The organism is Streptomyces marinisediminis (assembly GCF_026262575.1).
GTDB lineage: Bacteria > Actinomycetota > Actinomycetes > Streptomycetales > Streptomycetaceae > Streptomyces > Streptomyces marinisediminis.
This window is the reverse complement of the sequence record NZ_JAPKFL010000005.1, coordinates 106,403-126,415: the sequence shown is the minus strand read 5'-3', so window position 1 is coordinate 126,415 and position 20,013 is coordinate 106,403. Positions and strand designations below refer to the sequence as shown.

Genomic DNA, 20,013 nt, shown 5'->3' with positions numbered 1-20,013 from the left:
CCGCGCCCCACGCGTCGAACGGCTACCCGGCCGGGTGCCGGACGGTCTCGGGCGACTCGGTGTCCAGCGGCACCGCCCACTTGCGCACCAGCCCGAGCTGCGTCGCCTGGCGCGGCAGGACGGCGTTGAGCGCCCAGTCGGTGAAGACCCGCGTCCGGTTCCCCGGCAGCGAGGCCAGGTGGTACCCGCGGGTCACCAGGCCGGCGGCGGGCCCGGACAGCGGGACCTTGAACGGGTTGGCCGCCGCCTGCAGGCCCCCGAGGTCCACGGCGAACCCCAGGTCGTTGTGCTTGTACGCCTTGCGCTCGCCGACGCCGCAGGAGGCGGCGATGTTCTGCGCCGCGACCTTGCCCTGGCGCGAGGCGTGCTGCGCGGTCATCGGCGTGGTCTCGCCCGGCCGGGTCAGGTCCGGCACGGCGGCCGCGTCGCCGCAGGCGAACACCTCCGGGTAACCCGGCACGGTCAGGTACTCGTCGACGCACAGGCGGCCCTTGTCGGTGGGCACCCCCAGGTCGGCGACGAGCGGGTCGGGGCGCACGCCCACGCACCACACCAGGGAGCGGGTACCGACGACCGAGCCGTCGTCCAGCAGCACCCCGTCGGCGGTCGCCTCCTTCACCGAGGTCTCGGTGTGCACCTCCACCCCGCGCGAGCGCAGCACCCGGTCCGCCGTGCGCGACAGCCGCTCGTCCAGCCCCGGCAGCACGCGCGGGGCGACGTCCAGCAGCATCCACCGCGGCCGTGGCACACGTCCGTACTGGCGGGCCAGCGCGTCGGTGTACCGCACGCCCTGCGCCGCCACCTCGGTTCCGGTGTAGCCGGCGCCCACCACGACGAAGGTGCAGCGCGCGGCGCGCTCCTCCGGGTCGTCGGTCTCGGCCGCCAGCGCGACCTGGCGGGCGATGTGGTCGCGCAGGAACAGGGCCTCGGGCATGCCCCGGAAGCCGTGCGCGTGCTCGGCCACCCCGGGGATCGGCAGAAGCTTGTTGACGCTGCCCACGGTGAGCAGGAGCCGGTCGTAGGACAGGGTGCCCTCGCGGCCGTCCGGGTCGGTGTACGTCACACCGCGCCCCTCCAGGTCCACCCCGTGCACCTCCCCCAGCACCACCCGGACCCCGGGCAGCGTTCCGGCCAGCGAGACCGTCACCCGCCGGGGCTCCAGGGTGCCCGCGGCCACTTCCGGCAGGAGCGGCAGGTAGAGGAAGTAGTCGTTGGGGTTGACCAGCACCACCTCGGCCGCCCCGCGCGCCTTCCGCGCCAGGTCCCGGGCCGCTTGGTATCCGGCGAACCCGGCTCCGACAATGACGATCCGGGGCCGCTTCACTCTGCCCTCCCAGCACTCGTGATCAAGGACAACACCGGCTTCGGGTAACCCGCCCCCACCTCGTGAAACCTCCCCCCGGGCGGCGTGCGCGAGCACCGGCCGGAGTGAGGTACAGTTTCTGTGCGCGAGCGGCGAGGGCCCCGGCCCGAACCGCGAGAGCACCGGGACGTGGCGCAGCTTGGTAGCGCACTTGACTGGGGGTCAAGGGGTCGCAGGTTCAAATCCTGTCGTCCCGACGGTGCAACAGCAGCTCAGGGGCTGTCCTTCATGCGAGAGGCAGCCCCTGAGCTGTTTGTGCGACTAAGTGAGTGACACGGCTCCCGCTGCGCGGCCGCCAACCCCGTTGGCGGCCCCTCCCGCCCCCTCGGCCCTCGGCAAAGGCGTCTAAGATCCGGTCCATGGCTACGGCCCCGGCCCTTCCCTGGCCTCGCTGCCGCCCTCTGCCACTACACGGCTCTTAGCGAACTCTCACATCCGGGATCTGAGCACGTCGACCTCACAGCCCGGAGCGAAGGGGTCGAAGCCGTGCTCGATCAGCCAGCGAACTCCCAGCAGGCTTCGCAACGACCACCACGCGTGGATCACGTCAAGGTCGATGTCGGTGCCATAGCCGGCGACGACGTCGTCAAGGTGCTCTTCATGTCCGAGGGTGAAGGTGGCGAGATCGTACAGGGCATCACCCTGGCCCGCCTCGGACCAGTCGATGATGCCCGTGACCTCGTCGCCGTCGACGAAGACATGCGCGACCTGCAGGTCGCCGTGCGTGAACGCCGGAGTCCACGGCCGGAGCGCGGCCTGGGCGACCTGACGGTTGCGGGTGACCAGGTCGGCGGGCAGGACTCCGTTCGTCACGAGCAACTCGCACTCGTCATCGAGTTCCGCCGCCAGCGCGACGACGCTCCGCCCGGCCCGTCCCGGCCGGGACGGCAGCGGCGCGGCGTGCAGCTTCCGGATGGCGGCGCCCGCCGCGGCCCACGCCGCCGACGACCCGGTCGACGGCCCGCCGAGGCGCCCAAGCGTCGTCCCCGGAAGCGCGGCGATCGCGAGTACGGGCGGCTTGCACCACAGGACCTCCGGGGTCGGGACCGGCGCGAGGGACATCGCCTCGACCTCGACGTCGATGCGCGCCTGATCGGCGTCCACCTTCAAGAACACGTCGCCGACGCGCAGAGTCGCACGCTCGGAGTGGGCGACGACGACTTCAACCTTGTCCACAAGCGACCAGTATCCCGGAGGCGATCGGCCGATGTCGCCGGGCGTAGCACCGCCTGGGGTGTGACTCCACGTCATGCAGGAACGCGGGCAACGGTGTCCCCGGCCGTGCGGATCGGAGCAGTCTGCGTGCTCCGGCTGGGCTCGCCCACCCGGTCCACCGCGAACAAGTCGATGCGGGCTGCTGCGCGGATTCCGCGCGCGCAGGGGACGGACGGCCGTGATCCTCCCAGCTCGAAGGGGGGTTGCCGGCACGGCCGAGACTTCGTCCGGTGCTGCCGGTTCGCTCACCTGGGTGGTCTCACGCACCAGGAGTCTCCGGTGCATCGCTGGTTCTGGCCGGTTTCGCCGGTTCGCCCCGACTGCCGTGTGACGGCGCGGCTGAATCGGCGCGCTCGGCACGGGCGGCCCGCTGCCCGCTCTCCTGTGCCGTACGACCCGGCCCGGGCGCCGGGTCCGAAGGGCACCACCCGGTCCGTCGCCGGTACCTCGAAGAGACCTGACCCAGAACCCCGCCGGGCCCGGGCGCACCCGGTCCGTCGGCCACGACACGCGCGATGCCCGCGGGATGTCGAACGCCCGCAGCGGTCGCTGGAGGAGCCGCAGGCGGAGGTGTGGCGGCGCGGGGCCGCCCGCGCTGCCGCCGGTGGTCAGTCAGTGGGGCGCCGCACAGGCGTCGCCGGTGCCGTCCACGGCACGCTCCAGCTCGTCCACCGCCTGTTCCCACAGGCCCGGCAGCGACGCCGCCAGGGGGAGCGCGCGGTCGGTCACGAAGGCCACCTCGGCCCAGTCGCCGAAGAACGACAGGCCCACCGCGCAGAGGTGCCCGGGCGCCAGTGGGGGCAGCAGCGCGGTGCCCGTCACCGTGGCGGCACCGAGATCGCCCTTCCTCGCCAGCGGCATGGAGGTGGCGAGCAGGTCGGTGACGCGCCGGGAGAACGCGAGCCGAAGGCACCACTCGGTCGGCCGGTCCGGCATGAACCTCACCAGGTCCTGGACGGCCTGACGCCACCGTCCGGTCCGCATTCTCCCGGTCACCGCCGTGACGCGCTCCAGGCGCCGCAGGGGCGCCCCACCGTCCGGGGCGCCCTCCGTACGCTCCGTCGCGGAGGCCGCCGGCACGTTCACCGGCAGGTCCAGCGGCAGCGCGAAGACCCGGTTGCCCCACCCCTGTTCCTCGTCGGGGCGGCGGACGTCGACGGGGAGCAGCGCCGACATCCGCGGCAGTGCCACGCCGGTCCGCGCCGACCAGGCCGACAGCGCGCCCGCGAGTGCGGCCAGGTGCGCGTCGTGCGCCGATCCGCCTCGCGCCACGCCGATCCTGCGGAGGGTGTCCACCGGCACCCTGCCACGCCCCAGCGCCCTGTCGCCGGAGGGGACGAAGGGCACGGTCGGCCCCCGGCCCCGGGTGAGGAGGGCGCCGCCCAGGGTGCGCACGGCCAGGCCGAGCGCCGTCGCGATCCTGCGGGGCCGTCCGAAGCGGCGGTAGGGGCTCGGTACGGGCCGGGCCGAGGGCTCTCCGGCACCCAGCATGACCCGGAAGGTGAGCGCCGCGGCCGCTCCGTCCTGGCAGGCGTGGTGGAACCGGTAGCACACGGCGTACGCGTCGGGAGCGTGGCCGTGGACGAGCCACACACCCCAGTACGTGCCGGGCGCGAACGGCGCGTTGCGCGCGGTGTCCAGGGCCCGCTCCCACCCGGCGGGCCCGTCCGCCACCACCTCGTGGACGTGTCGGTCGACGTCGAAGTCCGGGTCCGGGCACCACCAGGAGCGGCCCGGTGCCCCCTCCAAGCGGCTCCTGAGCATGGGCAGGCGACCCAGGCGCAGGCCGACGTGGGCGCGGAGCTCGGCGAGGCTTGGTGGCGGGCCGCTCAGGTAGGCGACGCCCCCGCCGTCCCACCGGAGGTCGGGGTGCCGGCTTTGCAGGCGGAGGAAGGCGCGGTCGACGGAGTGGGCGCGCTGCCGTGCGCCCGGAACGCGCTGGGCGGGCGGATCAGAGACGGTCATCGAGGACTCCGGTTCGGTCCGTCGGCCGGCCGGCCGGCCGGAGGCGGCCGGTCGACGGGAGTGGACTGCGGGCCCGGCCGAGGGGCTGCCGACCGGCGCGGAACCACCCTGCGCCGCCTCCGACCCGGTGAGCACGGTTTATACCGGGCGGCGGTGGTCCCGCGCCTCACGGGAGGACCGTCGCACGGCGGCCGTCCGCCGCCTTCCGCGTCCCCTCCCCGGGTGGCCCCGGCCCGGGTGCGGCAGGCCGGCCGCGGTTGTCGCGACCTCCGGGCCGCCGCCCGGAGAGGCCGCCGGACGCGGCCCCGGAATCACCCGAATCGGTGACGGGGACGCCCGGGCCCGGGCACCGGACCGGGCCCGGGCGCCGCCCTGCCGGTGCACGGCCTCCGTCGCCAGGGCCCCGACCGCGACCGACGCCCTGCCCGGCGCCCGCGGGTTCCGGCTGCCATGCCCACGTACTCCGTTCAGGTGAGCCGGTTGCCTCGGGAGCACCGTCGGTGTCCGGCATCTGGCACTGTGTGCGTCGGAATCGCCGGGTCCGGGAGAGCTCCCGAGACGCCCGCCCGAGCGCGCCGACCCGCCGGGAAGCGCACCGCACCGGCCGTGCGGTACGCCCCCGCGCGCCCGTCGCGCCCGCCCACCCCAGGACGCGGTCCCGGCGTTCGTTCCACGGCCGCCACGGGCGGGTGGCCACCGGTTCGCGTTCTGCCCCTTGGGGAAGCAGTCCCGTCCCTCTCGATCACACCAGGAGTCAAGGCCGTGCACGTCGCGCTCACCGGCGCCACCGGGTTCCTCGGGCTCCGCCTCCTGCGCCGGCTCCTCGACGCACACGACTCAGTGACGGTCCTGGCCCACGCGGGGTCGGGGGACGCGCTGCGCCGCATCACCCGGTTCTTCGAGCTGTCCGGCGCGCCGGAGGCCGTGACCGCTCGGCTCCCGAGCCGCTTGCGGGTGGTGGAAACGGAGCTGCAGCGGCCGAGGCTGGGGCTGTCGCGGAGTTCCTTCCAGGAGCTGGCCGACGGGCTCGACGCCATCTGGCACTGCGCGGGCAGCATCAACCTGGAGGGCGGCCTCGCCGAACTGCGCCGGGTCAACGTCGACGGCACCCGGCACGTGCTGGAGCTGGCCGAGGCCGGACGCCGCGGCCCCGCACTCCACCACGTGAGCACCGCCTTCGTGGCCGGGGCACGGCGGGACGGGGTGGCGTACGAGGACGAGCTGGAGGGCGCGTACGGCTTCGAGAACGCCTACGAGCGCTCCAAGTACGAGGCGGAGGTGCTGGTCCACGCCTGGTCGCGCGCGCACGGCCGGCCGGCGGTGGTGCTGCGTCCGAGCATCCTCGTCACGGACCTGCCGCCGCACCCGGAGCTGCCCCCGCACCCGCTGGAGGTGATCAAGCGGCTCCTGCGGGCCGGGGTGCGCGCCCTCGCCCCGGCGGCGTCCGGGCGCCGGACGGTCCGCCTGGTGGGCCATCCGCGCGGGCATCTGAACCTGATGCCGGTGGAGGACGCGGCCGAGGTGATGGTGCGCCTGTCCGGCCGGCGGGCCCCGGGGGGCGTCGACACCTACCACGTCGTCCACGGCCACGACGTGCCGGTGCCCGTGGTGGTCGCGCTGTTGGAGCGGCTCGTGCCCCTGTCGTTCGAGCTGGTGGCCTCCCGGTGCGGCGCCGTCTGCGAGCTGGAGGAACTGACCGACTCCTACCCGGGGTTCACGGCGTACCTCGCCCACCGGCGGCGCTTCGACGACACCCGGGTCCGGACCCTGCTCGGCCCGCCGACGGGCCGGACGAGGGTGGACCTCGACTACCTGTGGTCGGGGCTGGGCCCGGGCAGCGGCGACCGCCGCGAGCCCGCGACCGCGGCCTGGACCGCGCCGCCCGCCCCTCCCGCGCCGGCACGCCCCTCCCCGACCCCCCGGTACGCCTGACCCGCAGACGTCCACGCCCGCTGGAGCCCCTCTTGTCCGTCCCCGCCACCGCCCACGCCGCCCCCGCGGCCCCCGCGGTCTTCACCGCCGCCGGAATCGCCGACCGCGCCCGGCGGCTCCGGGAGCCCGTCCACATCGTCGCCGGGCCGACCGGGCGCGAGCTGGGACTCGCCACCGGTGCGGTGCCGGACGGCGGCCCGGTGCTCGGCACCCTGCCACCGCTGTATCCGGAGTGGCTCGGCGGGCGTACGTTCTGCGAGGCACACGACGTGCGCTTCCCGTACGTCGCGGGCGAGATGGCGAACGGCATCGCCACCACGCGGATGGTGTCCGCGATGGCCGGTGCGGGGATGCTCGGCTTCTTCGGCGCCGGCGGGCTGGCGTACGCCGAGGTCGAGCAGGCCGTGCGCACGCTGGCGCGCGAGCTCGGTCCGCGCCCCAACTGGGGGGTGAACCTGATCCACTCACCGGCCGAGCCGGCGCTGGAGTTCCGCGTCGCGAAGCTGCTGCTGCACCACGGCGTGCCGCGGGTCTCGGCGTCGGCGTACATGGAGCTGACCCCGGCGGTCGTGCTGTGCTCCGCCCGGGGGCTGCGCCGGGGTGCCGACGGCCGTGTCGTGCGGCGTACCCGGATGTTCGCCAAGGTCTCCCGCCCCGAGGTGGCCGAGAGGTTCCTCTCCCCCGCTCCGGCCGCGCTGCTCGGCCGGCTCGTCGCGGAGGGCGAACTCACCCCGCACGAGGCGGCGCTGGCCGCCGAGGTGCCGGTCGCCGAGGACATCACGGTGGAGGCCGACAGCGGCGGCCACACCGACAACCGGCCGTTGCCGGCCCTGCTGCCCCGGATCGCGCTGCTGCGCGACGCGCTCACCCGGCGGTACGGCTACCGCGCGCCGGTCAGGATCGGTGCGGCCGGCGGGCTGGGCACACCGGACGCGGTGGCCGCCGCCTTCGCACTCGGGGCCGCGTACGTGGTGGTCGGATCCGTGCACCAGACGGCCGTCGAGGCGGGGATGTCCGACGTCGCCAAGGCGATGCTCTGCGCGGCCGACGTCGCCGACGTGACCATGGCCCCGGCCGCCGACATGTTCGAACTGGGCGTCCGACTGCAAGTGCTCTCCCGGGGGACGATGTTCGCCCAGCGGGCCGCCCGGCTCTACGCGGCCTACCGGGCGCACGGCTCGCTGGAGGAGATCCCGCGGCAGGTGCGCGCCTCGATCGAACGGGACGTGCTGCGCGCCACGTTCGACGAGGTGTGGCAGCGCACCCGGACGTTCTGGGAGCGCAGGGACCCGTCGGAGATCACGCGGGCGGAGGCCGACCCGAAGCACCGTATGGCGCTGGTGTTCCGCTGGTACCTGGGCAGCTCCAGCCGGTGGGCGATCGCCGGGGACGCGTCCCGCCGTGCCGACTACCAGATCTGGTGCGGCCCGGCCGTCGGCGCCTTCAACCGGTGGGTGGAGGGCACGTTCCTGGCCGAGCCGGCCAACCGCGGCGTGGTGCAGATCGCGCTGAACCTGCTCGAAGGCGCCGCCGTGCTCACCCGCGCCCACCAGCTCCGCACCTGCGGGGTGCCGCTGCCCGCCGACGCCTTCGGCTACACACCCCGCGTGCTGGCATGACCGGCCCCACCCGGCCGGCAGCGGCCGTACCACCCCGAGGAGAGCCATGTCCCCCGAACGTCAGCAGGTACCCGTCGCCGTGGTCGGGATCGGCGCCCTGGTACCCGGTGCCACGGACGCGGGAGGCTACTGGCGGACCGTGCTCAGCGGCCGGAGCCTGATCACCGAGGTCCCCGCGTCCCGCTGGCGGGTGGAGGACCACTACGACCCGGACCCGGCCGCCCCCGACAAGACCTACGCCCGGCGCGGCGCGTTCCTGCCCGAAGTCGACTTCGACCCGATGGCGTACGGCGTGCCGCCCACCGGTCTGCCGTCGACGGACAGCACCCAGTTGCTCGCCCTGATGGTCGCCGAGCAGGTCCTGGCCGACGCCGGTGGCCTCGCGGGCGTCGACCGGGACCGGGTGGGTGTCGTCCTCGGGGCTGCCGCCCTGGAGATGCTCGCGCACATGTACGGACGCACCCATCGGCCCATCTGGCTCAAGGCGCTGCGGGAGAGCGGCGTCCCCGAGGACGAGGCGCAGGACGTGTGCGACCGCATCTCCGGGCACTTCGCCCCCTGGCGGGAGTCGACGTTCCCCGGCCTGCTCGGCAACGTCGTCGCCGGCCGGATCGCCAACCGGTTCGACCTGCACGGCACGAACCACACCACCGACGCCGCCTGCGCCAGCTCGCTCGCGGCGCTGTCCACGGCGGTCGGTGAACTGGCGCTCGGCCGGTCGGACCTGGTGATCAGCGGAGGCGTGGACACCGGCAACGACGTCGGCATGTTCCTGTGCTTCTCCAAGACTCCCGCGCTGTCGCCCACCGGTGACTGCCGGCCCTTCTCCGACGCCGCGGACGGCACGATGCTCGGCGAAGCGGTCGTCATGTACGCACTCAAGCGGCTCCGGGACGCCGAGCGCGACGGCGACCGCGTCCACGCGGTGATCCGCGGTATCGGTACCTCGTCCGACGGCCGGGGCACCGCGATCTACGCGCCGCTGCCCGAGGGCCAGGCGCGGGCGCTGCGCCGCGCGTACCGGGAGGCGGGCTACGGCCCGGACACCGTCGAGCTGGTCGAGGCGCACGGTACGGGGACGAAGGCCGGGGACGCCGCCGAACTGGCCGCGCTCGGCGAGGTCTTCCGTGCCTCCGGGCGTGCGGACGGGCCCTGGTGTGCGATCGGCTCGGTCAAGTCGCAGATCGGCCACACCAAGTGCGCGGCGGGCGCGGCGGGACTGCTCAAGGCGGTCATGGCCCTGCACCACAAGGTGCTGCCCCCGACGGCCAACGTCGACAGGCCCAGCCCGGCGGTCGCCGCCCCGGACAGCCCGTTCTACGTGAACACCGAGGCCCGCCCGTGGGTGCGGCCCCCCGACCACCCCCGCCGGGCGTCGGTGTCCAGCTTCGGTTTCGGGGGCAGCAACTTCCACGTCACGCTGGAGGAGTACGTGCCCTCGGGCGGGTCGGGCCGGGCCGCGGCGCGGCAGCGGTCCGCCCCGGCCGAACTCGTGCTGTTCAGCGGCCCGTCGCCACAGGCCCTGACCGCCACCGCGATCGACGCCGACCGTCCGCTCGCCACGCTCGCGCGCGAGAGCCACGGGAGGTTCTCGGCCGCCGATCCGGTGCGGCTGGCCGTCGTCGCCGCCGACGCGGAGGAGCTGTCGGAGAAGTTCTCGCGGGCGGCCGAGTCGATCCGGCGACGCCCCGACCACGCCTTCGCCACGCCGAACGGCGTCCGGTACGCCGCCGGGACCCCCGAGCCGGGCCGGATCGGCTTCCTCTTCCCCGGGCAGGGCTCCCAGTACGTCGGGATGGGCGCGGGGCTGGCCATGCTGGCCCCGGAGGCCCAGGCCGTCTGGGACCGGCTGGGCGGCACCCGGTTCGACGGCGTACCGCTGCACCGGGTGGTGTTCCCACCGCCGTCCTTCACCGACGACGAACGCGCCGAGCGGCAGGCGCGGCTGGCCGCCACCGAGTGGGCGCAGCCCGCGCTCGCGGTGCACGGCGCCGCGCTGCTGGACGTGCTGCGCGGCCTCGGGCTGCGGCCGGACTGCGTGGCGGGCCACAGCTTCGGGGAGCTGGTCGCCCTGCACTGCGCGGGCGTACTGGACGCGCGGTCGCTTCTCTCGCTGGCCCGCCGGCGCGGTGAGCTGATGCGGGACGCGGCCGCCGTGCCGGGGGCGATGCTGGCCGTCGCGGCGGACCGCGCGCACGTGTCGGCGGTCCTCGCCTCCGCCGGGCTCACCGACGTCTGGCCCGCCAACCACAACGCACCCCGCCAGGTCGTGCTGGCCGGCACGGCCGAGGCGGTCGCGGCCGCCGAGAAGGAGTTCGCGGCGGACGGAACCGGCACCCGGCGGCTGAACACCTCAGCCGCCTTCCACAGCCCGCTGGTCGCCCCGGCCGGTGAACCGCTCGCGGCGTTCCTGGACACCCTCCGCCTCACCCGTCCCGTGCTCGACGTCTACGGGAGCGCCGACGCGGCACCGTACCCGGCGTCACCCGACGAGGTGCGCCGCACCATCGTTCGCCAGGTGTCGTCGCCGGTGCGCTTCCAGGACCAGGTCGAGTCGATGTACGCGGCCGGGGTCCGGACCTTCGTCGAGGTCGGCCCGGGAACCGCGCTGACCGGCCTGGTGGAACAGATCCTCGGCGACCGCGCGCACGCGGCCGTCCCGCTGGACGGGCCCGGACGGTGCGGAGCCGGTGGCCTGCACGCCGCGCTCGGCGCCCTCGCCGTGCGCGGGGTCCCCCTCGACCTCGACCGACTCTGGGCGCCGTACGCCGTGCCCGGGACACCAGCGAAGGAGCGCGAGCCCCGGATGACCGTGAAGATCAGCGGAGCCAACCACGGTCGGGCCTATCCGCCCGCCGCCCCCGCCGCCGTGCCGCCGCCCCCGCGCGCCGCGTCCGCGGCCGAGCCCCCGGTGGCCCAGGCCCCGGTGCCCGGGGCGGCGTCCGGCCCCGGGCCCGCGTCCGGGGAGGCGAGCGGACCCGCCGTCGAGGACGCGCCCGGACCCGTGTCCGAGGACGCGCCCGCGTACGACGGCGGTGGCGACTGGTACGCCGCGGTCGAGAGCGTCCAGCGGCAGACGGCGGAGGCCCACGCCGCCTGCCAGCGGATGCTGACGGACAGCCACATGGCCTTCCTGCGGATGACCGAGACGACGCTCGCCGCGATGCTCGGGGCGCGGGGCCCCGGCGCCGTGGCCGACATGGCCGACCCGGCCGACATGGCCGATGTGGCTGACATGGCTGACATGGCTGACATGGCCGCTCCGGCGGCTCCGCTGCCGCTCCCCAGGCCCTCGACGCCCCAGCGGGCGGCGCCCCCGGCACCGCCCGCGCAGGCGGCGTGGGCGGAGGCACCCGCCCACGCCGCCCACGCCGCTCCCGTCTCCCCGCCCGCTCCCGGGCGGGAGGCCGGGAGCGCACCTGCGGCGGCCGAACCGGCGCAGGGGGCGGCCGAGCCCGCACGGGACGCCGCCGAGCCCGTACAGGAGGCGGCCGAGCCCGCACGGCTGTCCGCATCGGACCTGACGGAACTGCTGCTGTCGGTGGTGGCCCGGCTCACCGGCTACCCCGCGGAAATGCTCAATGCGGACATGGAGCTGGAGGGGGAGCTGGGGGTCGACTCCATCAAGCGCGTGGAGATCCTCTCCGCCGTACGCGAGGAGGTGGGCGAGCTGCCCACACAGGACATCGGGCAGCTCGGCAAGCTGCGCACCCTGCGGGAGATCGTCGACGCGCTCCTCCCGGCCGGCGACGCCGTGCTCCCGGGGGCCGCCGCCCCCTCCTCCCCGGCAAGCACCTCCGCGCCTCCCACCCCGGCCGCCCCGGCGGCCCCGGCGGTCCAGCCACCCGCGCGGGAGTTCCCGGCGGTCCCCACCGCGCGCGCCGAGCCCCGGCGGGGCGGGGAGCTGACCCGGCTGGTGTCCCGGGCGACGGTGTCCCCCGCGTCGGGCCTGGCGACGGTGGGTCTGTGGGACGGGCCGCTCGTGGTGACCGCACAGGGCTCCGACGACAGCGGGATCGCCGGCCTGGTGGCCGAGCGGCTCGCGGCCCACGGCGTCGACGCCACCGCCGTCACCGAGGTGCCGGAGGACGTCCACGGTGTCGTCCACCTCGGCGGACTGACCGGGAGCGGCGCGCCGGAGGAGGCGCGGGAGATCCACCGGTCCGTCTTCCGGGCGGCCCGCCTGCTGGCGCGGCGGACGGCGGGCCGGGGCGGGCTGTTCGTCACCGTGCAGGACACCGGGGGCGACTTCGGGCTCGACGGCCGCGGCCCCGGGCGCGCGTGGCTGGGCGGTGTCGCCGGCCTGGTCAGGACGGCGGCGAAGGAGTGGCCCGACGCCTCCGTCAAGGCGATCGACTGTGAGCGGGGCGACCGGGACGAGGGCGCGGTCGCCGATGCGATCGTGCGGGAGCTGCTCACCGGCGGGCCGGAGGGAGAGGTCGGTCTGCGCGCGGACGGCACCCGCACCGTCCCGCGTGCGGTGCCCGCGCCGGTGGCCTCCGGCGGTACCGCGCGGATCACCTCCGACGCGGTGATCGTGGCCAGCGGCGGGGCCCGCGGGGTGACCGCCGCCGCGCTGCTGGACCTGGCCCGGGCACACCGGCCCCGCATCGTGCTGCTCGGCAGGACGGAACCGGCCCCGGAGCCGGCCGGGCTGGCGTCCGCCCGGGACGAGCCCTCGCTCACCCGCCTGCTCGCCGAGCGGGACTCCCCCGGGCCCGGGGGCGCCTCGCCGTCCGCCCTCACCGCGCGGGCCCGGCGGATTCTGGCGGCGCGCGAGGTGCGGGCGACCCTGGCGGCGCTGGAGGAGGCGGGCTCTCCCGCCCGGTACATCGCGGTCGACGTACGGGACGAGAAGGCCCTCTCCGCCGCCCTCGCCGACGTGCGTGCCGCCTGGGGGCCGGTCACCGGTCTCGTCCACGGCTCGGGCGTGCTGGCCGACAGCCGGATCGAGGACAAGACGGACACCCAGTTCGACCAGGTGATGTCCACCAAGGTGGACGGCCTGCGGGCGCTGCTGGAGGCCACGGCGGAGGACCCGCTCGACGTGCTCCTGCTGTTCTCCTCGGTGGCCGCCGTGTTCGGCAACGAGGGGCAGAGCGACTACGCCATGGCCAACGAGGTCCTCAACCACGTGGCGTCCGCCGAGCGGGCCCGCCGCCCCGGCTGCCTGGTGCGTTCGGTGGCCTGGGGCCCGTGGGACGGAGGCATGGTGACGCCCGCCCTGGCCGGGCACTTCGACCGCCTGGGAGTCCCGCTCATCGCGCTGGACCGGGGCGCCGCCGCGTGTACGGCCGAACTGGCCGGTCCCGCCGACGAGGTGCGCGTCGTCCTCACGGCCGGGGGTGGTGACGTCGGCCCCCACGCCCCCGCCCGGGCCGCCGAGCCGCGCCCGGCACAACTGGCGGTCCGGCAGGAGGCGTTCCCGCAGTTGGCGGAGCACTCCCTCGCCGGTACGCCGGTGCTACCGGTGGCGATGGTGCTGAACTGGTTCGCGGGGGCGGGGAGCGCGTGGCTGCCGGACCACGGCACCCTCGTCCTGCGCGACCTGCGCGTCTACCGGAAGCTGGCCCTGCCGGACCTGTCCGGGGCGGGCCACCTGCTGACGGTGCGGGGCCGCCGCGGCGCGGCCGGTTCGCCCACGGCGCTGGAGGCGGAGCTTCGGGGCGAGGACGGTGTCGCCCACTTCCGGGCCGTACTGGACGCCGAGGCCACGGTGCCGGACCCGGCCGGCTGGGGCAGCCCGGCGGATTTGAAGCCGCTCCCCCGCCCAGAGGTCTACGACGGCGGGACCCTCTTCCACGGCACCCGGTTCCACGCACTCCGCGCGGTGCGGGGCGTCTGCGACGCGGGGGCCGAGGCGACGGCCGTGGGGCTGCGCGCGCTGGACTGGCCGGGCGAGGACTGGCCGCTGGACGCCGCCGCCCTGGACGGGGCTCTCCAACTCGCCCTGCTGTGGGCCGAGAAGGTTCTCGGTGCGGCGACGCTGCCGATGGCGGTCGCCGAGTGCCGGGTGCACCGGCCGGGCCCGGCGCACGAGTCCGTGCGGTGCGTGGTGCGGGCGCGCAAGGCGCACAGCACGGGCGCGCGGTGCGACGTCGCCGTCGTCGATCCGGACGGGTCGCTCCGCCTGGAACTGCTCGGCGTGGAACTCGTCCTGCGCCCCTCCTGACCCCCTTGAACATCCGCCCCTGCCCTGCGTCGCGCAACGTCGACCGACCTGCCGGGGCTCGCGCGAAGTGAGAAGACCCGCATGCCATTCGACCCGATCGCCGTCGTGGGGCGGGGCTGCGTGCTGCCCGACGCCCTCGACCCGGACACGTTCTGGGACAACGTCGCCGCAGGCCGCAGCAGCCTGTCCCCCGCCCCGGACGGCCGCTGGCGGCTGCCGCTCCGGTGGGCCGCGGGCACGGCGGACGACCACCTCGACCGCGCCTGGACCGGTGTCGGGGGGTATGTGCGGGGCTTCGAGTCGGTCTTCGACCCGGGTGGCTTCCGGATCGCCCCGGAGCGGCTCCGCGAACTCGACCCGCTGTTCCACTGGGTGCTGTACGGGGTCCGGCAGGCGCTCACCGAGGCGGGCCGGGACGGCCCGTCGGCACGCGCGGGCCTGGTGCTGGGGAACCTGTCCTACCCCACGCCCGGCGGTGCGGCCTTCGCCGAACACGTGTGGCTGTCCGCCCAGCGGCCCGCCGTCCGCGACGCGCTGCTGCACGGGGAGCTCCGGCAGCGGCCGGCGGCCCGCAACCGCTTCTCGTCCGGACTGCCCGCCCACCTCGCGGCCGCGGCGCTCGGGCTCGGCGCGGGCGCCTGGTCGCTGGACGCCGCCTGTGCCTCGTCGCTGTACGCGGTCAAGCTGGCCTGCGACCGGCTGCACGACGGCACGGCCGACCTGATGGTGGCCGGAGCGGTCAGCCGCGCCGATCCGCTGCTGACGCACGTCGGGTTCCGCGCCCTGGCCGCGACGAGCCGGACGGGGCGCAGCCGGCCCTTCCACCGGGAGGCCGACGGGCTCGTGCACGGGGAGGGCGCCGGGTTCGTCGCCCTGATGCGGCTGTCGGACGCGCGCACGGGCGGGGTGCCCGTGCTGGGTGTGATCCGCGGCATCGGGCTGTCCAACGACGGACGCGGCAACGGCCTGCTCAGCCCTTCGGAGGAGGGCCAGGCGCGGGCGATGCGCCTGGCGTACGCCGCGGCGGGAGTGGCGCCCGAGACGGTGTCCCTGGTCGAGTGCCACGCCACGGGGACGCCGGTCGGTGACGCGGTGGAGGCGCGGGCGATGGCCCGGGTCTACGCGGCCGGCGACGACGTCCCGATCGGTTCGGTGAAGTCCAATGTGGGGCACCTGCTGGCCACGGCGGGGGTGGCCGGGCTGCTGAAGGTGCTCGGTGCCCTGCGCACGGGGGTCCGTCCGGCGACGCTCGGCGCCCAGGCCCCGCTGGACGCGCTGACCGGGACCCCGCTGCGGGTGCTGACCGCGCCGGAGGCGTGGTCGGGGCCGCGCCGGGCGGCCGTGAGCGCCTTCGGCTTCGGCGGGACGAACGCCCACCTCGTCGTGGACCTCGCGGACGAGGGCCCGGAGCCCGCCGCGCCCCGGCCGGCGCCGCCCACTCCCGGGCCCACACCCGGGCCCGCGCCCCGGCCCCGTACCGCGGTGGCGATCGTCGCGCTCGGTGCCCGGGTCGGCGACGGCACCAGCGCGGAGGACTTCCGCCGTGCCGTCCTCGGCGGTGAACGGCGCGGACCCGCCACGGCGATCCCCGTGGAGCTGACGGGCCTGTGCTTCCCGCCGCTGGCGCTGGAGCGGACCGTGCGCCACCAGTTGCTCGTCCTGGAGGCGGCGCGGGAGGCCGTGCGGGGGCTGTCGCTGCCCCGCGAGCGGACCATGGTGGTCGTCGGCATGGGCGTCGACCCCGAGGTGGCCAGGACCGGTGCCCGCCGGCGGCTTCCGTACTGGCTGGAGCGGGCCGGACGGGAGCCTGTCTGCGGCCGGACGCCGCCGTCGGGTACTCCTCCGGGGAGTCGGCCGCGCTGGTCGCGCTGGGCGCCTGGCCGGACGCGGCGGGCCTGTACGAAGCGACCCGGGACAGCGGGCTGTTCACGACGGAGCTCACCGGCGAGCTCCGGGCCGTCCGGCGCCGCTGGGAACGGATGGGTGTCCAGGGCTCCCGCTGGTCGAGCTACCTGGTCAACGCGCCGCTGGACCGGGTCCGTACGGAGCTCGCGGCCGAGCCCGCGGTCCACCTGATGGCGGTCAACGCGCCGGGGGTCTGCGTCGTCGGCGGCGAGGCGCGCGCGTGTGCGGCCGCCGTGCGGAGGATCGGTGCGGAGCGGGCGATCGAGCTCGACTACGACATCGCGGCCCACGCGCCGGAACTGGCGGACGTCCGCGACGTCTGGCACCGGGTCCATGACCGGCCCACCGCCGACGTTCCGGGTGTCGTGTTCTACAGCGGTGCCACGGGGCAGGCGTACCGCGCGACGTCCGACCGGGCGGCGGAGGCGCTCACCGCGCAGGGGGAGCGCACGATCGACTTCGCGGCCACGGTCGAACAGGCGTGGGCCGACGGCGTGCGGGTCTTCGTCGAGCACGGACCCCGCGCACTGTGCACCGGCTGGATCAAGCGCGTGCTCGGTGACCGCGAGCACGTGGCGGTCGCCCTGGACGCCCCGGGGGACGCCGGGCAGCGCCGGCTCTCCCTGGCGGTCGCCGAACTCCTCGTCGCGGGGGTTCCCGTGCGGGCCGACGCGTTCTTCGCCCGGCTCTCGGAGGCCGCCGTGGACGTCCCCGCTCCCGGGCCCACCGTGACCGTGCCGCTCCCCGGGCCCCCGGTGCTGCCGCCACTGGAGACGGCGCCGGTGGTCATGGGCCGGGCACCCGAGCTGGCGCCGGTGCCAGGCCCGGACGCGGCGGCTGCCGCGCACGCGCCGGACCGGGACGCGGCTGCCGCGCTCCCGTCGGCCCGGGACGCGGCTGCCGCGGTCCCGGCAGGCCGGGACGCGGCGTCCCCGCCGATCACTTCGGTGCCGGGCCGGGAAGCGGCGTCCCCGCCCGCGCCCGGCGCTGAGCGCCCGGGGCCGCTCCCCCGGCCGGAGCCCCGGCTGCCGGGCGTCCCCGGGCTGGTCGCCCGGCAGAGCCGCCGGGTGGCCGCGCTGCACGAGGAGACCATGGCCGGGCACACCGCGGCCCATCAGCGGTTCCTGCGGCTCTCGGCACTGGCCGCCGGTGCGCTGTCCGCCGCCCCGGCCGCGGGCCTCGCGCCCCCGCCCCGCGCACCGCAGGGCCCGCCGGCCGGGCGGGCGCCCCGGCCGGCGGCGCCGACGCCCGTGCCGCCGCCCCCCGTGCCGGGGCGTCCCCCCGCGTCGCTGCCCGGCCCCACGTTCGACCGCGCCCAACTGGAGCATCTCGCCTCCGGGAAGATCTCCGAGCTGTTCGGCCCCCGGTTCGCCGGGCAGGACGGGTACGCGGTGCAGACCCGGATGCCCGGACCGCCGATGCTGTTCGCCGACCGCGTCACCGGCATCGACGCGGTCCCGGCGGCGCTCGTCACCCCCGGCCCGGTGCGCACCGACGGAAGGATCTGGACCGAGACCGACCTCCGGCCGGGCAGCTGGTTCCTGGATTACACCGGGCGCATGCCCGCAGGGTTGCTGATCGAGGCAGGCCAGGCGGACCTGCTCCTGCTGAGCTGGCTGGGCGTCGACCTCCTCAACCGGGGCGAGCGGGCCTACCGCCTGCTGGGCTGCGAGGTGACGTTCCACGGGAGCCCACCCCGGGCCGGAGACGTCCTGCGGTTCGAGATCCACCTCGACGGCCACGCGGAGCACGCCGGTGTGCGCCTGGCCTTCTTCCACTACGACTGCTACGTGGACGGCGAACTCCGGCTCAGTATCCGCGAGGGCCAGGCCGGGTTCTTCACCCCGGACGAACTCGCCGACAGCGGCGGTGTGCGGTGGGACCCGGCCGGCCGGCCGTCCTGCGACGACCTGCCGTTCGACCCGCCCGCCCTGCGCTGCACGCGGGACCGCTTCGACGCGGACCGGGTCGCGGCCCTGGCGCAGGGGCGGCCCGCCGACTGCTTCGGCCCCGGCTGGGAGGCGACCGCCGCCCAGATCCGGCCACCGGCCCTGGACGACGGCCGGCTGCGGATGCTGCACGAGGTCACCGCGTTCGACCCGAACGGCGGCCCGTGGGGGCGCGGCTATCTGCGGGCGGAGACCCCGGTCTCGCCGGACGACTGGTTCTTCGCCGGGCACTTCAAGAACGACCCGTGCATGCCGGGCACCCTGATGCTCCAGGGCGGCCTCCAGGCGATGGCGTTCTTCCTGGCCGCCCTGGGCTTCACCGCCGGGAGGGACGGCTGGCGCTTCGAGCCCGTCCCCGACTCCACCGGTACGACGGTCTGCCGCGGCCAGGCGACCCCGGACAGTCGCCGGGTCGTCTACGAGGTGTTCGTGCGGGGCGTCTCCTCCGGGCCGCTGCCGACGCTCCACGCCGACGTCCTGGGAACGGTCGACGGGCTGATGTCCTTCCTCGGCCGGGACATGGCGGTGCGACTCGTGCCGGACTGGCCGTTGTCGCACTGGCGGCACTCGGGTCCGCCCGCCGTGCAGACCGACGGCTCCCCCGTGCCGCTGCCGGCGCTCGGCGGGCTGGCCGGGCACCGGGAGGAGCGCCCGGTGGCGGTGGTGGACGGCTTCCCGTACGGCTACGCCTCGTTGCTGGCCTGCGCGTGGGGCAGGCCGAGCGAGGCGTTCGGAGCCGCCTACGCGCCGTTCGACTCCCCCCGCAAGGTCGCGCGCCTGCCGGGCCCGCCGTACCACTTCATGAGCCGGATCGCCTCCGTGGAGGGCCCGCAGGGCGGTATGCGGGAGGGCAGCGCCGTCGTCGCGGAGTACGACGTGCCCGCGGACGCCTGGTACTTCGAGCAGAGCGGCGGCCACACCATGCCGTTCGCGGTGCTCCTGGAGGTCGCGCTGCAACCGTGCGGCTGGCTGGCCTCGTACGCGGGCAGCGCGCTGACCGCGGACACGGACCTGCTGTTCCGCAACCTCGACGGCTCGGGAACGGTCACCGGCGAGGTCACCCCGGCGACCGGAACGGTGCGCACCCACGCGGAACTGGTCCGCGTCTCCCGGAGCGGCGACATGATCATCGAGTCGTTCCGGGTCCGGTGCACCGCCGACGGTGCGCCCTTGTTCGACGTGTCCACGGTCTTCGGCCACTTCCCGCCCTCCGCCTTCGACGACCAGCCCGGCCTGCCGGTGACCGCCGAGGACCGGGCCCGCATCGCCGAACCGTGCGGGCACACCGTGGACCTGACGGCCCGGCCCGACCGCTACTGCGCAGGCCCCCTGCGGCTGCCCGGGCCCATGCTCCTGATGCTCGACCGGATCACCGGCTACTGGCCGGGAGGGGGGCGGGCCGGGCTCGGTCGGCTGCGGTCGGAGAAGGACGTGCGGCCGGGTGAGTGGTTCTTCCGGTCCCACTTCTTCCAGGACCCGGTCCAGCCCGGCTCCCTGGGCGTCGAGGCGATGTTGCAGTTGCTCCAGTACTTCCTGCTGGAGAGCGGGCTGGCGGCCGGCGTCCCCGCTCCCCGCTTCGAACCGGCCCTGCCCGGCGTCGAGTTGACGTGGACGTACCGTGGGCAGATCACCCCGGAGAACCGGCTGGTCCGGGTGGAGATGGACATCCTGGAGACCGGCAGGGACGCCCAGGGCCCCTACGCCACGGCGGAGGCCTCGCTGTGGGGCGACGACACCCGCATCTACCGGGCGCGCGGGCTGGGCGTACGCGTGGTGTCCGGCCCCGGCGCGTAGGACGGCGGCCGGGAGCTGGTGGTGCCGCCGCGCGCGGGCGGGGCGAGGGAACGGTCGGGAGGCTCGCGGCCTTCGGCCCGCCCGCAGGCGGGACAGGGC

General features: G+C 75.9%; 6 protein-coding genes, 1 tRNA gene and 1 pseudogene. 5 read left to right on the top strand and 3 right to left on the bottom strand.

Going from position 1 to position 20,013, the window contains the following annotated elements; all coding sequences use genetic code 11:
• Positions 1-22: 22 nt before the first annotated feature.
• Positions 23-1,324, bottom strand: coding sequence for an NAD(P)/FAD-dependent oxidoreductase (locus OSB71_RS05925; protein WP_265944962.1), 1,302 nt, complete (start codon positions 1,322-1,324; stop codon positions 23-25).
• Between the two features lie 162 nt (positions 1,325-1,486).
• Between OSB71_RS05925 and OSB71_RS05920 the strand changes: the two genes are divergently transcribed.
• Positions 1,487-1,560, top strand: a tRNA-Pro gene (locus OSB71_RS05920).
• A gap of 232 nt (positions 1,561-1,792) precedes the next feature.
• On the opposite strand, the gene OSB71_RS05915 is transcribed toward OSB71_RS05920, so the two are convergent.
• Both OSB71_RS05915 and OSB71_RS05910 read right to left on the bottom strand, forming a co-directional pair.
• A complete protein-coding gene (locus OSB71_RS05915; protein WP_265944960.1) occupies positions 1,793-2,539 on the bottom strand; it encodes a phosphotransferase family protein in 747 nt (248 codons plus the stop codon).
• A 651-nt stretch (positions 2,540-3,190) separates the two neighbouring features.
• Entirely contained in the window at positions 3,191-4,543 is a 1,353-nt protein-coding gene (locus OSB71_RS05910) for a wax ester/triacylglycerol synthase domain-containing protein (RefSeq protein ID WP_265944958.1), read from the bottom strand.
• Between the two features lie 762 nt (positions 4,544-5,305).
• Between OSB71_RS05910 and OSB71_RS05905 the strand changes: the two genes are divergently transcribed.
• From OSB71_RS05905 to OSB71_RS05885, 4 genes and pseudogenes are all read left to right on the top strand, one after another.
• A complete protein-coding gene (locus OSB71_RS05905) occupies positions 5,306-6,475 on the top strand; it encodes an SDR family oxidoreductase (protein ID WP_265944956.1) in 1,170 nt (389 codons plus the stop codon).
• Positions 6,476-6,507: 32 nt separating this feature from the next.
• Positions 6,508-8,094, top strand: coding sequence for a PfaD family polyunsaturated fatty acid/polyketide biosynthesis protein (locus OSB71_RS05900; protein ID WP_265944954.1), 1,587 nt, complete (start codon positions 6,508-6,510; stop codon positions 8,092-8,094).
• Between the two features lie 46 nt (positions 8,095-8,140).
• On the top strand, positions 8,141-14,266 hold the full coding sequence (locus tag OSB71_RS05895) for a type I polyketide synthase (protein ID WP_265944952.1): 6,126 nt from the start codon (positions 8,141-8,143) through the stop codon (positions 14,264-14,266).
• An 81-nt stretch (positions 14,267-14,347) separates the two neighbouring features.
• Positions 14,348-19,914: pseudogene (locus OSB71_RS05885) on the top strand (beta-ketoacyl synthase N-terminal-like domain-containing protein).
• The last annotated feature ends 99 nt before the right edge of the window (positions 19,915-20,013 follow it).

What these genes read in the sequence shown, in the direction of transcription:
- OSB71_RS05910 (WP_265944958.1), bottom strand. Translation starts at nt 4,543, where the DNA reads ATGACCGTCTCTGATCCGCCCGCCCAGCGCGTTCCGGGCGCACGGCAG.
- OSB71_RS05895 (WP_265944952.1), top strand. Translation starts at nt 8,141, where the DNA reads ATGTCCCCCGAACGTCAGCAGGTACCCGTCGCCGTGGTCGGGATCGGC.